Raw genomic sequence first — 14,435 nt, forward strand, 5'->3', positions numbered from 1 at the left:
CCGGCACTTGTCATCCCGGGCAAACATGGAGGAATTACAAATGGCACACTACACACTGCCCGAACTTCCCTACGATTACGCTGCTCTTGAGCCGCACATCTCCGGCAAGATCATGGAGCTGCACCACAGCAAGCACCACAACGCCTACGTGACCGGCGCTAACACCGCTCTCGAGAAGATCGCTGCCGCTCAGGAAGCCGGTGACTTCGGTGCACTCAACCAGTACCAGAGGGACCTGACCTTCAACCTTGGTGGTCACACCAACCACTCCATCTTCTGGAAGAACCTCTCCCCCAACGGCGGCGGTGAGCCCGAGGGCGAGCTGCTCGAGGCCATCAAGGACGCATTCGGTTCGTTCGAGGGCTTCGTCAAGCAGTTCACCGCTGTTGCCACCGGCATCCAGGGCTCCGGCTGGTCCGTCCTTGCCTACGACACTGTCGCTGGCAAGCTCACCACCTTCCAGCTCTACGATCAGGCAAACAACGTTCCCGTTGGCACCCTCCCCGTCCTCATGCTCGACATGTGGGAGCACGCTTTCTACCTCGACTACCTCAACGTCAAGGCTGACTACGTGAAGGCATTCTGGAACCTCGTCAACTGGGAAGACGTCGCTGCACGTCTCCAGGACGCCAAGAAGACCGTCATCGTGAAGTAGTTATCTTCTTCTGTGCGGGTGGTGAGCTGATGCTTACCACCCGCATTTTTTGTGTTCGCGTGGACCCACAACACCATCGGCCACTACCCTGGCCATAACGGATACCCACCACGCACCGAGGGCCCGAATATGGGTCCGTCGGACCATAAGTAGCGACCCGGAAGGGCACCATGACTGACGGACACGTTCCACCACGCAACGGCGAAGGCCGAGATCCTCGGCAGCTGCCTCCCGCCGATCCCGCGCCCATGACCGCCCCTTCAGCGCCCGAGAATGGATCCGTGCCCGCACCGGGGCTACCCTACCCGGATCCCGGTCATCAAGCCCCTCCTACATGGCAGTGGCAGCAGGGCTACCAGGGCCAGCCCCATCCGGGGCAACCGTTTCCGCCACAGCCCTACCAGCAGGCAGCCGGGCAGAACCGACAACTTCAGGGTCAGTGCTCTCCTCCAGAACAGAATCCCCAGGCACCGGGACCGCACCAGTGGGCTCCTGGTACGCAATCGCAATTCTCGGGTCAGCACCCTCAGGCTTCCGGGCAACCAAACCAGGGTCAGTACAGCCAGCAATCTCATGGGCAGATGAACCACCAGGGCTACGGTCAGTACCCACAAAATCCCGGTCACCAGCCACGGGACCCGGGACAGTTTCAGCAGGGTGGCCAGCAACAGGTCCCTCCTCACCAGCAGCAGAATCCGGTCCCGGGTCCACAAGGCTTCAACCCGTCCTTCCAAACCCAGCAGCCGCAGGCAGACGCCGCGTGGAATGCTCCTCGTGGTGGGCAACAGTTCCGCGCTCCTCAGGAAACCCAAAACACGTCTCCTCGTGACGTGGACGAGGACTTCTCTCCACACGTCGCCTCCCCGCAGCATGAGGCTGAGCAGTACCCACCAACTCTCGTCGCACCCATCTCCTCTCCCCCATTCGAATCCCCGTTTTCAGCACCGTCGCCTGCCGCGGAGTCGAACTCGACCGCGGAGTCCGCACCGTCCGCTCATAGCTCGGAGGAATCCGCCTTCGCTTCTCTCGGATCCCTTGACGAGGATGACAGTGCAGAACAAGGTACGGCTGAACAGAACACCGCAGAAGACTCTAAGCCGCAGGAGCCCGCAGAGCAGGACAACCCGGCACAGGCGGTCAATCACGTGCCTCCTCGTCCCACTGAGCCGGATCCCGGTCCGCAGGAGAGGGCCGATGGTGCTCCCGAGCAACACCGGTTCGATCAAGGATCTCATACGGCTTCCGCCAATCAGGCAAGCGTCACACCACAGGGAAGCCCCACGACACAGGACAGGCAACCGTCCACTGCGCCTCAGGGCTTGAACCAGCCTCTGGGTTCAGGCAAGCCTCAAGGCTCGGGTCGGGCCCAGTACCAGCAGAGCGATCAGGACCACTTTGCCCATCAGCCATCCGTTTCGTCGAACCAGGTGGGCTACGGTCAGCAAGCATTCGCGCAGGGCGGGCAGGGACAACATCCCGGGAACAGGGCTAGTTACGTACAGGGACCGGGCTCCAGTTATCAGCCTTACCGGGATCAGGGAGCCCAGCCTGCTATGGGGCAGGCACCCTATGGTCAGCGTGGCTACGGTGGCGGATACTCCCAGCCTCAGAAGAGCAAGAAAGGACTGTGGATCGGTCTCGGGGTCGTTGCGCTCGTTCTCGTGGTCGCAGTGATTCTCTTCTTCGCACTTGGCGGTGAGGACAAGTTCCGTGATGGCATGAAAACGATGTTTGAGGAATCCGAAGTCACTGCCGCTTCGGCCTCGGCGGAGGGCATCATGACGGAGGAGGAGTACAACGCCTGGTTCGACTGCGTTGTCGAGACCGGCCGTGACGAGTTCCCTGACTCTCTCATTGAGAAGATCGAGGAACACGACTTCGATGTTTCGCCGTCGGAACAGCAGGAGATGAGCGCGGTCTTCGCCCAGTGCCTTCCCGACTAGAGAAAATTAGTTCAGCAGTCTTTCGTACCGATTCGTTCCGGAGTCACTCCGTGACGGAAGAACGCCTCTCGTAGCTGTTGGGGACAGGTCCTCAGGAAGCCTCGATAGGCGCTTTCTCTGGTGTTTCAACGGTTTTATCATGCCTCTCGTGCTTGGGGTACCAAACCCCACGAGCGGCACTTCCCTTTCATTTTCAGGCTGTTAGGTTGTCAATCAAGCTCTCTCTGCGAGCTTCGTGATGAAAGGGAAGGCATCATGAATTCAAGACAGCATTGGCAAGGCTATGCGGGCAACGCCGGGCAGGTCGGCTACGCGCAGAATGGCAGTCAGCCGCCATACGCGAACCGCGACCCCTACGCTCATCAAGACCCGTACAGCTACCAGTCCCCCACCTATCAGCAGCCCTATCCGGGTGACTACGGCTACGGCGTGCCGCCAAAGAAGTCCAACTCCACCATCTGGATCGTTCTCGTCGCCATCGTCACCCTCGTTGCTGGCGGCCCGGGCCTGTGGTTCTTCCTCGGCAGTGACGACGACCAGGGAGGCGATGGCAGGCCGAGTCGTGCGGAGGTTCGCGAAGGGCTCGAGGAGCTCCTCACCAAGCAGTTTGAGAGTAGCGGTACAATTCCCGAGGACTATGGTTTCCGCTCATCCTTCAGCCTCGATGAGTACTACGACTGCATCGTCGACGGTCTTTACGATGATGCCTCGGATGAGAGCCTGAGACTGATCGCCGCCGGCGATCCCACGGTTCCCGTTCCGGACAAGGATGCAACCCTCATGACGACCGTCAGCAATCAGTGCGCAACGGACCAGCTCTCCTAGATTGTGCAATCTGGGATTGGCAGGTTCGTCCACGAACGCCACTCCCACGCACGTTCACCCGCTCCACTGGGTTTCAATACCCTAATGTCTATATCAGGTGTCACAACCACAAGGTAGGCGGCATGACGTCGAACTGGCAGAACCACGACAACTATCAGGGCTACGGGAGCTCTCCGTTCCTTGGCGGTGATCGGGACAAGCCGTGGCGGGGTGGACGCTCCGAGCGGGCACCGGAGCCACGACGTTACGACAGGGAGCCTCCCCGGCAGGGCAACGGAGCTTCACCAAACAGGGTTAGGCACGGGCTCCTCATTGTCGTCGTTGCCCTCTTGATCATGTTTTCTGTCATCGGAATTGTCGTAGGTCTCCTCATCGGCGCGAGCGACGAGGATTCAAGCGACGGTCGACCTAGCCAGGAAGAAGTCGAGAACGGCCGCGCAGGCCTCCTCCAGATGCAAACCGAGGGGCTTGGGCTCTCCACCGAGGAAGTGAGTTACCCCGCCAATTTCGACTTCGATGAGTACTACTCCTGTGTCGCCGTTCGCATCATGGAGACCATTTCGGTCGATGGTCTCACCATCATTGCCACTGCCGATGCTGAGGCAACCATGTCCGAAGAAGACGCAGGGCTCCTCAAGACCTCAACCATCCATTGCTCGAACCTGCAACTCTAAACCTCCACCATAGCGCTCCTCATACGTACAACCCGAGGAAAGCTCAATCACCGCAGCACCACGTGTTGAAAAACGACCACACGCACCACATTGATCCGACCACTCACCCTGATTGAGAGGCAAACCGCGATGACTTCGGGAAACAACGAGGACTGGAACAATTCTCAGTTCCAGCAGGGCTACCCCAATCAGAGAGGCTTCCAGCACACCTCCCCGCAACAGTCTTACTCGGGCGCTCCCTACGCCCAGCCGGACGGTACCCCTGACCAGCCGTACGGCAATCTCCACCAGGGGCAAACTACTACCAGGGCTACGACGGCTACCAGCAACCTACACAGTCCAAGGCGTGGCTGTGGATCATCATCGCTGTCGTAGCGGTTACTGTCCTGGGTGTCGTACTCTGGCTCGTCTTGGGCCGAGGGGACGGTAAACCCAGCCGTGACGAGGTTCGTGATGGTTACGAGCAGGTCCTTATCGAGCGATACGCGGACGATACCTACGGTCTCGAAACTCCCGTCTACCCGGAAGGTTTCGATATTGACGCGTACTACGAGTGCGTGGTCGATGGAATCTACGACAATATGACGACTGAGTCTCTCGAGATCATCGCCTCGGGAGATTCTGAACTGCCGCTTCCCCATGACCAGTTGAGCATCCTTGTCGACTACGACACCGGCTGCTACCAGGGCATATGGTGATCGAGGCTGCTCCCCCGCCTGCTGACTAGCCCTGAATCAAAACCAGCTTTCACGCACCTCCAACCGCTCCTAAAACCATCGAGGTTGAGCATGGGTCTTTCCACGAAACCGTAGGAAAATTGAGGCAATGAGGCATTGGTGAGTCCTTGGGGATTACACCCCTCCAAGGAGCTGTACTCGCGGATTCTGCCGGTGTTAGGTTGATATGCGTAACGGAACTCCGACTAGCTTCGGACCGGCCACGGGCCAGTTCGAACAAAGGTAGATGAAAATGACAACTGGGAATAACAATCAGAACTATGGTCCCCACGACGGTCAGGGCAACTGCGAAGGCGATCAACTCCGCCAAAGTCTTGCCGGATGGTCCCCACGACGGTCAGGGCAACTGGAACCAGCCCCCGTCGGCTCCCTCCGGCTCCCATGCGGGCTACCAGCAGGGTGGCTACGACCAGGGCCAGTACAGCCAGGCTCCGTACGGACAGCCCCAGTACGATCAGCAGGGTTACGGCGGTCAGCCGCCCTACGGTCAGCCCCCTCAGGGCGGTGGCGGCTCCAAGACCGCACTGATCATCGGCGGCATCGTCGTTGCTCTTCTCGCGATTGGCGCGGCAGTTTACTTCTTCTTCTTTGCTGGCGACGACGAGACCGACGCTGACGAGGATCAGACGACAATCGAAGAGACCACCGAGGGTGGCGACACGACGACCGATTCCGAGGAGAACACCACTCCCGAAGACGACATATTCACGACCGATCCAGAGGACGACATTACGACCGACGGTGGCTTGACCGACGATGAGACCAACGGTGAAGAAACCTACGGCGACCCAAATGGTGACCCCGCCCAGTTCCGTCAGGGCATGGAGGACATCCTCGCAGCAAGTGGCCTGACCGAGGAAACCGCCGCCCAGGCTGGAATCACCTCCGACCAGTGGGACAGCTACCTCAACTGCATCACCGATGAGTCCCTCCAGCGACTCGCCCCCGACGCCATCGAGTCCATCTCTAACGGTGTTGACGTCTATGACGAGCACTCCGTGAACGAGATTTCCGACATCGCAATCCAGTGTGGCGCGGACGCCGGAATCGGCTGATCAACTGAATGAGAACGAACGAAGACTGACATGGGGTTGGGCGGTAGCGGAAGCTGCCGCCCAACCCCTTACCTCATTGCCCCAGAGACTGCTCGGGCACGTGCTTCTGCGCCTGCTGAACCTACTACACCTTGAACCACCACGACCAACACCAGCTCCCTTCGTGGCGCCGTGCGGCTACTATTCCGTGGGGTTCACCGCCTCGCAACGACCGATGAACCCAAGACTGTAAACATTGTTAACTTAATCTGAATGTTGCCTGTAAGGACCGTCGAGAAGTACCGATTTGTTCGGTTTATCTAGAGCATTATCAGCCGCCCCGGTGTAGTGTGTTAGGCACCCCATCCAGGTAAGGAGGACACCATGTCCGAGAAGAATCACGATCACGAGAACGTCAAGGACAACGCGCCTTACAACCCGCTGTCACCGCACGCTGAGGATCCCGATTTCGAATCCCAGCCTACCCACGAGCCCGCTGTGGGCCACGGCGGAGAATACGATCAGAAGCCGTACACTGATCAAACAGAGGACTCTCATGACACCGATGGTCATGGAGAATATGATCAGAAGAACTACCGCGATCACGCTGAGGGACGGCCGAAGCATCACGATAGTTAACTGAAACGAGGGACGTGACAGCAACACAATCTAAGAACCGCGGCATCTATCAGGTTGCCGCGGCTCTTCTTGTCTCCATTGTCGGCATCAACCTCTTCTTTATCACCGGTGTGACTGCCAACGAAGTCAGTCAATCCGAGTACCGTGAGGCTCTTCTGGACCAGCTGGACTACGATGATCGCCTCATTCGCCCCAGTGATGCCACAGACGCCGAGAACCAGTTCTACGACATGTGCCTAACGAACGGGACCTACAACCGCATCACGGCCCGCGGAAGGGACGTCGTCGCCCATGCGGACAACCTTGGCAAGCTCCACGACAACGACTTCGAGATCATTGTCTTCAGAGCCCGAGATTGCCGCAGAGAGGTCTACGACGACAGAGACCAGTAAGCAGTGAAGGGGGAAGCAGACGATCTGCTTCCCCCTTCCGCATTCGTCAGCGCTGTCTCAACCGCGCTGATCGCGATGATGCTGAGACAGCGCATGCGTTGATTTGTCACCCCATACCCGACCCTTAGTCTTTCGGTCCCCTACTCTCACGGGCACATTCAGCAGGTCGCGCGCAGGTCTTGCACATCGGGTTCCGCAGTCCGCTACGGTCGCAAGGATCCTCATGACCCACCAGGAGGTCACGGGAATTGTCAGGGACGTTCAGTGGCCGTTGCCTCGTTCCTCAAAGGGCCGCTCTGGGTCCTCTGAGTGGCCGCTCTAGGGCCCCTGAGTGCCCGAGGATCCGTGCACCCACCGGATTGGTATCTGAGGGCGATGCGACGCGACGGCGGAGTATGCGGCGGGCGTTGATCACTTGTGCCTGGATAGTCGAATGCCCCGACCGAGTCGGGGCATTCGTGAGTAGCTGCTACGCCTTAGTGAGAGTAGTGTCCACGGTTGTTCTCGAGGGCATATCCGACGGCTCCGATGGCGGAGACGACCAGGCCGAGGCCGAACATCCACCAGCCAACTGCGAAACCTGCGGCGACGAGGGCCGAAGCAACGCCGACGACGAGGGGCCACCACGAGGACGAGTTGAACTCGCCGTACTCGCCCTCAGCCTCATCGATGTTGCCTTCCTCGTTGTCCGAGGGACGGAAGTCGACGCGACGGGATGTCAGCCAGAGGAATCCGGAGACGAAGAAGAACATGAAGCCAAGTCCCACAAAGACCATCGTTCCGATGGGTTCTGCATCGGCGACGAGCGCGTATGCGACCGCAACGATCCAGAAGAAGATGCCGGGAAAGAGGAAGAGCCCAGTCTCGCTGACGAGTCCGCGACGTTCCTTAGTCTGATTCTGCGTCACTTCTTTTCCTCCACGCTAGATGCCGATACTGGTTCGGGTTCGATGCGGTCCATGGCCGCGACCTCGGGATGATGGAGGTCGAAGGCGGGACGCTCGGAACGGATCCGCGGCAGCGACGTGAAGTTGTGTGCCGGGAAGGGCGTTGCGGTTGCCCACTCGAGGGAGCCGCCGTAACCCCACGGATCGTCCGGGAGCGGAGCGGGCTTCGGACCGGTGTGGGTCTTGAGCACGTTCCACAGGAACACGAGGGTGGAGATGGCGAGGACCGCAGCACCGACCGTGGAGATCTGGTTGTAGGTCTGGAAGCCATCCTCTGGCATGTAGTCCGGAATACGACGTTGCATGCCCTGAACACCAAGCCAGTGCTGAATCATGAAGGTCAGGTGGAAGCCAATGAAGGTTAGCCAGAAGTGAATCTTGCCCAGCCTCTCGTTGAGCCTGCGACCAGTGAACTTGGGCCACCAGAAGTAGAAGCCCGCGTACATGGCGAACACGACCGTGCCGAAGAGGACGTAGTGGAAGTGCGCAACCACGAAGTAGGTGTCGTGGATGTGGAAGTCCATAGCCGGGGAGGACAGGATGACGCCCGTGACACCGCCGAGAACGAAGGTCAGGAGGAAGCCGATTGCCCACAGCATCGGCGTTTCAAACGAGAGTTTTCCTCGCCACATCGTGCCGATCCAGTTGAAGAACTTCACGCCAGTCGGGACCGAAATCGCCATCGTAAGCAGGGAGAAGAAGCTCAGCATGACGCCACCGGTCGTGAACATGTGGTGCGCCCACACGGTCACGGACAGAGCTGCAATCGCGATGGTCGCGTAGATGAGGCCCTTGTAGCCGAAGATCGGCTTGCGGGAGAAGACGGGGATGATCTCGGAAATGATGCCGAAGAACGGCAGGGCGAGAACGTAGACCTCGGGGTGCCCAAAGAACCAGAAGAGGTGCTGCCACAGGAGCGCGCCACCGGCCTCGGGGTTGTAGATCTGACCGCCCAGGATGCGGTCGAAGGCGAGGCCAAACAGGGCGGCCGCGAGGACTGGGAAGGCCATGAGGACCAGCAGCGAGGTCACGAGAATCGTCCAGGTGAGGATCGGCATGCGGAACATGGTCATGCCCGGTGCGCGCATCGTAATGATGGTCGCAATGAAGTTGACGGCACCGAAGATCGTGCCGAAGCCGGTCATGGCGAGACCCATGATCCACAGGTCACCACCCAGGCCCGGCGAGAACGCGTTCGACGATAGTGGCACGTACGCGGTCCATCCGAACGAGGCGGCACCCTTCGGGGTGAGGAAGCCAGCGATCGTGATGAGGCCACCGAAGAGGAACAGCCAGTAACCGAACATGTTCAGGCGCGGGAAGGCCACATCGGGGGCGCCGATCTGAATCGGGACAAGTACGTTACCGAATGCGGTGAACATCGGGGTTGCGAACAGGAACAGCATGATTGTTCCGTGCATCGTGAAGAACTGGTTGTACTGTTCCTTCGACTGGAGCAGCATACCGGGTTCCCACAGCTCGGCCCTGATGACGAGGGCGAGAACGCCACCGATCAGGAAGAACGCGAACGCGGTAATGAAGTACATGTAACCGATCGTCTTGTGATCGGTCGAGGTGATCCACGAAATGAACACCTTACCGAGGGACTGCTTCTTGGGCTTGAGGCCCGGAACGAACTCTCCCTCGACGATTGCTTGATCGACGTCAGTGGTCGCCATTATCTGCTCCCTCTAGTGCGTACTGCCTGTTGTACTCATCGCCACGGGTTCCGGTGTTGCCGGCCTCGCGGAGCTTTTCCATCTCAGCATCGTAGGTTTCACGGTCAACGACCGCGACGTTAAAGACCATTTCTGCGTGGTACTCGCCGCACAGCTCTGCACACTTACCGGAGTAGACGCCCTCTTCGTGGGGCGTGACCTGGAAGGTGTTGACGCGGCCGGGGATCATGTCGATCTTGTACAGGAAGGCGGGGATCCAGAAGGAGTGGATCACGTCGCGCGACTTCACGGTAAACTCGACCGTCTCGTCGACCGGGAGGTACAGGGTCGGGAGCGTCTCCTCAGCGCCAACCTCACCGTCGTTGAAGGATATGCGGTCACCGGAGAAGTACACGTCATCCGAGGTGTAGTTGAAGTCCCAGCTCCACTGCTTGCCGTAAACCTCGATCTCGACGTCGGGTTCTGCGGACACGTCGTTCATCTCTGCCGTAGCGCGGGTGGAGAACACGAAGAGAACGCCGACCATGATGATCGGAACGATCGTGTAGAGAATCTCGAGCGGAACGTGATAGCGAAGCTGCACGGGGAGCGCGTTGTCGTTCTTACGCTTGCGGTAGGCGATCACGCACCACAGGACCAGCACCCAGACCAGAACGCCGACCGCGATGGCAGCAAACCATGCGCCATTCCACAGGTCGATCAACTGACTGGTCCTGTCAGTCATTCCCCTTGTCGAGGGGAGGAATCCAACATCGATGCCCTTACCGGGTTCGCTCGGAGAATGATCCGTCGAACAGCCGGCGGCCAGTGCTACGACACCGAGGAGCGCACCGAAGCGGGCCAATCCCCTACGCCGTTGCTGTGTTTCACGCACGGTAGTGTACCTTCCTTCACGTTTCCCACTCCGCGAATCCTGGGCAGAGATAGGGACTATCGTCCTAAGACTCTACTGTACATAGTTTTTTCAGGATTGAGTGCCATTGAAAGGGCGAAACCGTACGTGTTTCTTGTAAATACGGACATTTCCCCGCACCGAAATGGTGCGGGGAAATGTTTCTGAGAGAATTACTCTTCGGCTCTCTTGTTTCCGGGGCCCTACTCGGAGTCCTCGACGGCCGGGATCTGCGCGACAACATCGACGAGAGCGGCCATGGCGGGCGCTTCTTCATCACCGGGAACGAGGATCAGGACCCTCGAACCAACCGGAACGCCTTCGAGAACGTCAAAGGCTGATCCGGCACCGATTGTGGTGTTCTGCACACCACCGAAATCGATCGATGCCTCTGTCTGCGAGTTTTCCCACGTGGCTGCCGAATACTGGAAGTACACGACCGAGCCGGGTCCGCCAACCTCTTCACCATCGGACTCTGCCACGACGATGGACTCGAGCTCCTCGGGTTCGTCGGCGCCGTCCTTGACGGTGACGGTCGACAGTTCGCCAAGCCCTCCCTCGATGTCGACGGGGAGCTCATCCAGCGGAGTGACTTCTGTTGCCTCGGGGTCGCCCACCTCGTCATCGGAGATGGCGTCGTGGATTTCGACAATGAAGACGATCGTGTCGGACTCACCGATGCCGGCGGTCTCGTTACCACCCATGGGGCCGTAACCAAGATCCGCGGGAACGGAGATGATGACGGTGGAGCCGATCTTCTGGCCGGCAAGACCATCGCGCCAACCCTGAACGACACCGCTCAGCGGGAAGGCTGTTTCCTGGCCGCGCTCGTAGGACGAGTCGAACGTCGTGTCGCTCCCCCAGACCATGCCCGAGTAGTCGACAAAGACGAAGTCGTCGCGAGTGATCTCGCGGCCATCTCCCTCTTCCACGACGGAGACCTGGAGCTGATCCGGTTCCGTGGCGGCCTCGAACTCGAGGAACTTCAGACCGTCCTCTTCAACGATGGTCGGCATCCCCTCATCGGAGATCAGCGGCTCAACCTCGGCCGGGGTGGTCTCCTCCTCGGTTGTGCCTTCCTCGGGGGTTGTCACATCCTCGGTGGCGATCGTTTCTTCTCCGGTGGTCGACTGCTCGTCGTCGTTCGAAGAACATCCTGCAAGTACCAGGCTCGCTACTGCGGCGAGCGCGACGAACTGTCGCTTCACTCGCATCAGTGGAAGGAGTCGCCGCAAGCGCAGGAACCCGTGGCGTTCGGGTTGTCGATGGTGAAGCCCTGACGCTCAATGGTGTCAGCGAAATCGATGGTTGCACCATCGAGGTACGGGGATGACATCTGGTCGACAACGACACCAACGCCGTCGAAGTCACGGACGAGGTCGCCATCGAGCTCGCGCTCATCGAAGTACAGCTGGTACATGAGGCCAGAACATCCGCCCGGCTGGACTGCTACGCGGAGGCGCAGGTCGTCACGACCTTCTTGGGCGAGCAGGCTACGAACCTTGTTCGCTGCGACATCAGTGAGTTCTACACCGTGGACTGCGAGTGTTTCAGTCATGAGTTTCTCCTTAAAACTTTAGCCAGAAGGCTAGTACAAGATTACGTCCATCTCCCAGGCTTTCCAAGGACCCTCCTGGAACCTTGCTGGATGCGTTACCAAATTTCACCGTTTTTTACCGTGCCCAGGTTTGGGCGATTGTGGCCATGGCGTGTCGCAATCCAGAGATGTCCCCGCCGTCCGGTTCGTACGAATAGGAACCGGACAGCCCGAAGCGCGCGAGTTCGTGCCGTTGTAGGCGGCCGGAGCCGTACACGACGAGAACGGGGATCGCGTGCTCCTCAGCAACCTGAGCAAGAACGAACAGGGATCTCGGCAGGTCAAGGCCGATTTCGCCCGTAACAAACACCACAAGGTCGGAGCGCTCAATCTCGCCGGACAGTTTCCGCGCAACGAGGTCACCGGCCCACGCGAAACGCGCCCCCACCGCCTCGAAGAGCAGGCCAACGCCTCCGCCGATGCCGCTGGTCGGGCTTCTCGCATCGAGTCCGCCACTCAGCAGTGACCGCCTGACCGGACTCGGCAGGTTCGCGCCAAGGTGACGTTCCAGTTCCTGAGCCTCGAGCGGGCTAAGGAGCCCGCGCCGGTCGAGCCAGCGCGGCAAGCCATTGACGCCAAGGAGTGGCTGCTCGGATGAGGACGTCACGAGGACATCGGTGCCCGCGAGCAGCTCCGCGAGTCCCGAAGCATCATCAACATCAAGCGCATCGAGCATGCCCCGACCAAGGTCGGGATGTACCCTACACGGCAGGTTGATGGTGATGCTCGAGGGCTTCTCGGCAAGGACGGAAGCCAGCACGTGACCGAGGGTGGAGGAATCCTCACCCCACGAGTGGGACGCGTCAATCGTCCAGCGATACCCCTGGGTGAGGACCGGGACGGGCACTCCCCCAGCGTCAACGACACCGAGTTCGCCGCCTCGGAGTTCGGCAAGGACGTCACACAGATCGCCCTCACCGTCACTCATGGGTACGGCCTTGACCTCGGCACGCTCCCGCCACGCGGGGAGGGCCGCCTCAAGGGCAACTCCCGCCGGTGCGGTCTCGATCCTCGTTGCGGTGAGAAGGACCCTCACTGACCTAGCCTTGAGAGTAGGAGCGCCTCGGCGAGGATCGCGTTGCGGAACACTCCCAGATCGAGTGACTCGTTGCCGGAGTGGGCACGAGTATCGGGATCCTCAATGCCGGTCACGAGGATCTTGGCCTCGGGGAAGACCTTCGAGAGGTCGGAGATAAAGGGAATGGAGCCACCCACGCCGATGTCGACGGGTTCGGAGCCCCACGCATCTCGCAGAGAGTCGCGTGCGATGTCCATGACGTCGTTGTTGACGGCTTGGAAGGCGGGGCCGAGTTCGCCGGCACCGAAGGTGAGTCGCGCACCGAACGGCACGTGCTCTTCGAGGTGCTTTTTCAGTGCCTCAAACGCATCGGCGGGTTCCTGCCCGGGCGCAATGCGGAGCGACAGCTGGAAGCGGCAGGACGGAATCATCGTGTTGGAGGACTTCTCAACCGACGTCACGTCCATGCCAATCACCGACAGCGCGGGCTGGGTCCAGAGGCGGGATGCGATGGAGCCGGTACCGGTCAGTTCCACGCCATCGAGGATCCCCATGTCCTGGCGGAGCTGTTCTTCAGGATAGTCGGCCTGAGTATCGTCGTATCCGGCGAGGCCCGCCACGGCAACGGAGCCGTTCTCGTCGTGCAGGGTCGCAATGAGCCTGGAGGCAACGGTGACGGCATCGAGCATGGGGCCGCCGTACATGCCCGAGTGAAGGGCGTGGTCGAGCACATCAACTGTGACATCGAGGCCAACGATGCCGCGCAGGGAGGTGGTGAGTGAGGGAACGTCAACGGTCCAGTTGTTCGAGTCCGCCACAACAATGACGTCTGCCTCAAGTCGATCCTTGTAGGTGTTCAGGAAGTTAACAAACGTGGGCGAACCAATCTCCTCCTCACCCTCGATGAAGAGAGTGACCGACACGGGCAGACCGCCCAGCTGCTCGAGCACGCGAAGCGCACCAGCGTGGAGCAGGACTCCCGCCTTGTCGTCGGCGGTGCCGCGACCATACAGGCGACCATCGACCTCCGTCGGTTCGAACGGTTCCGTGTCCCACGTGTCGCGTTCCCCCGGGGGCTGCACGTCGTGATGCGCGTAAAGAAGGACCGTGGGGGCTCCCTCGGGACCCTGCTTGTGCGCAAGGATCGCGGGACGACCCGTTCCGTTCGGGGTTTCCAGCTTGATGGTTTCAATATCGGTGATGCCGCATCCCTGAAGGATCTCGGTCACACGCGCCGCGGATCGATCCAGTTCGCTCTGGTCGAATGCCGGGGAGGACACCGAGGGGATTCTAACGAGGGATTCAAGTTCTGCACGCACGACGGGTAGCACATCGTCGACTGCGGCAGTAAAGGAGGCGAGATCTGTCATGTTTCAAACCCTACTCGTTCCACGTTAGGATTG

General features: G+C 59.9%; 15 protein-coding genes. 8 read left to right on the top strand and 7 right to left on the bottom strand.

Annotation, left to right across the window (positions count from 1 at the left end):
- Positions 1-40 precede the first annotated feature (40 nt).
- The 8 genes from QMB98_RS02765 to QMB98_RS02800 all read left to right on the top strand — a co-directional run bounded on the left by QMB98_RS02765 (position 41) and on the right by QMB98_RS02800 (position 6,899).
- Positions 41-655, top strand: coding sequence for a superoxide dismutase (locus tag QMB98_RS02765; RefSeq protein WP_371684120.1), 615 nt, complete (start codon positions 41-43; stop codon positions 653-655).
- Positions 656-1,236: 581 nt separating this feature from the next.
- Entirely contained in the window at positions 1,237-2,598 is a 1,362-nt protein-coding gene (locus QMB98_RS02770; protein WP_371684121.1) for a hypothetical protein, read from the top strand.
- 255 nt (positions 2,599-2,853) lie between these two features.
- Positions 2,854-3,423: a hypothetical protein gene (locus QMB98_RS02775; protein ID WP_371684122.1), complete on the top strand. Its 570-nt coding sequence runs from the start codon at positions 2,854-2,856 to the stop codon at positions 3,421-3,423.
- Positions 3,424-3,545: 122 nt separating this feature from the next.
- The gene (locus QMB98_RS02780) at positions 3,546-4,097 is read left to right on the top strand and encodes a hypothetical protein (protein ID WP_371684123.1); all 552 of its coding nucleotides are present in this window, start codon (positions 3,546-3,548) and stop codon (positions 4,095-4,097) included.
- 410 nt (positions 4,098-4,507) lie between these two features.
- Positions 4,508-4,795: a hypothetical protein gene (locus QMB98_RS02785; RefSeq protein ID WP_371684124.1), complete on the top strand. Its 288-nt coding sequence runs from the start codon at positions 4,508-4,510 to the stop codon at positions 4,793-4,795.
- A 299-nt stretch (positions 4,796-5,094) separates the two neighbouring features.
- Entirely contained in the window at positions 5,095-5,889 is a 795-nt protein-coding gene (locus QMB98_RS02790; RefSeq protein ID WP_371684125.1) for a hypothetical protein, read from the top strand.
- Between the two features lie 363 nt (positions 5,890-6,252).
- Positions 6,253-6,507, top strand: coding sequence for a hypothetical protein (locus QMB98_RS02795; RefSeq protein ID WP_371684126.1), 255 nt, complete (start codon positions 6,253-6,255; stop codon positions 6,505-6,507).
- 14 nt (positions 6,508-6,521) lie between these two features.
- Positions 6,522-6,899 carry a hypothetical protein gene (locus QMB98_RS02800; protein ID WP_371684127.1) on the top strand — a complete coding sequence of 126 codons (378 nt, stop codon included), beginning with the start codon at positions 6,522-6,524 and terminating at the stop codon, positions 6,897-6,899.
- A 476-nt stretch (positions 6,900-7,375) separates the two neighbouring features.
- Here QMB98_RS02800 and QMB98_RS02805 read toward each other — a convergent pair whose 3' ends face one another.
- From QMB98_RS02805 to QMB98_RS02835, 7 genes are all read right to left on the bottom strand, one after another.
- Positions 7,376-7,807 (bottom strand): cytochrome c oxidase subunit 4, encoded by a 432-nt coding sequence (locus QMB98_RS02805; protein WP_371684128.1) that lies wholly within the window; start codon positions 7,805-7,807, stop codon positions 7,376-7,378.
- Positions 7,804-9,525 (bottom strand): cytochrome c oxidase subunit I, encoded by a 1,722-nt coding sequence (ctaD, locus tag QMB98_RS02810; RefSeq protein WP_371684129.1) that lies wholly within the window; start codon positions 9,523-9,525, stop codon positions 7,804-7,806. Before ctaD ends, QMB98_RS02805 begins: the two co-directional genes overlap by 4 nt.
- Positions 9,512-10,399 (bottom strand): cytochrome c oxidase subunit II, encoded by an 888-nt coding sequence (gene coxB, locus QMB98_RS02815; protein ID WP_371684131.1) that lies wholly within the window; start codon positions 10,397-10,399, stop codon positions 9,512-9,514. The genes ctaD and coxB overlap by 14 nt, the downstream gene beginning before the upstream one ends.
- Before the next feature lie 221 nt (positions 10,400-10,620).
- Complete coding sequence (locus tag QMB98_RS02820; RefSeq protein ID WP_371684132.1) at positions 10,621-11,625, bottom strand: FKBP-type peptidyl-prolyl cis-trans isomerase; 1,005 nt, start codon at positions 11,623-11,625, stop codon at positions 10,621-10,623.
- A 5-nt stretch (positions 11,626-11,630) separates the two neighbouring features.
- Positions 11,631-11,975 (bottom strand): HesB/IscA family protein, encoded by a 345-nt coding sequence (locus tag QMB98_RS02825; protein WP_371684133.1) that lies wholly within the window; start codon positions 11,973-11,975, stop codon positions 11,631-11,633.
- 115 nt (positions 11,976-12,090) lie between these two features.
- Positions 12,091-13,050, bottom strand: a complete 960-nt coding sequence (locus tag QMB98_RS02830) for a glycerate kinase (protein WP_371684134.1) — start codon at positions 13,048-13,050, stop codon at positions 12,091-12,093.
- Positions 13,047-14,402, bottom strand: a complete 1,356-nt coding sequence (locus QMB98_RS02835; protein WP_371684135.1) for a dipeptidase — start codon at positions 14,400-14,402, stop codon at positions 13,047-13,049. Before QMB98_RS02835 ends, QMB98_RS02830 begins: the two co-directional genes overlap by 4 nt.
- Positions 14,403-14,435 lie beyond the last annotated feature (33 nt).

The organism is Flaviflexus sp. (assembly GCF_041440645.1).
GTDB lineage: Bacteria > Actinomycetota > Actinomycetes > Actinomycetales > Actinomycetaceae > Flaviflexus.

Bases quoted from the DNA above. Each gene is read 5' to 3' on its own strand.
- QMB98_RS02765 (WP_371684120.1), top strand. From the start codon at position 41: ATGGCACACTACACACTGCCCGAACTTCCCTACGATTACGCTGCTCTT.
- QMB98_RS02770 (WP_371684121.1), top strand. From the start codon at position 1,237: ATGAACCACCAGGGCTACGGTCAGTACCCACAAAATCCCGGTCACCAG.
- QMB98_RS02775 (WP_371684122.1), top strand. From the start codon at position 2,854: ATGAATTCAAGACAGCATTGGCAAGGCTATGCGGGCAACGCCGGGCAG.
- QMB98_RS02780 (WP_371684123.1), top strand. From the start codon at position 3,546: ATGACGTCGAACTGGCAGAACCACGACAACTATCAGGGCTACGGGAGC.
- QMB98_RS02790 (WP_371684125.1), top strand. From the start codon at position 5,095: ATGGTCCCCACGACGGTCAGGGCAACTGCGAAGGCGATCAACTCCGCC.
- QMB98_RS02795 (WP_371684126.1), top strand. From the start codon at position 6,253: ATGTCCGAGAAGAATCACGATCACGAGAACGTCAAGGACAACGCGCCT.
- ctaD (WP_371684129.1), bottom strand. From the start codon at position 9,525: ATGGCGACCACTGACGTCGATCAAGCAATCGTCGAGGGAGAGTTCGTT.
- QMB98_RS02825 (WP_371684133.1), bottom strand. From the start codon at position 11,975: ATGACTGAAACACTCGCAGTCCACGGTGTAGAACTCACTGATGTCGCA.
- QMB98_RS02835 (WP_371684135.1), bottom strand. From the start codon at position 14,402: ATGACAGATCTCGCCTCCTTTACTGCCGCAGTCGACGATGTGCTACCC.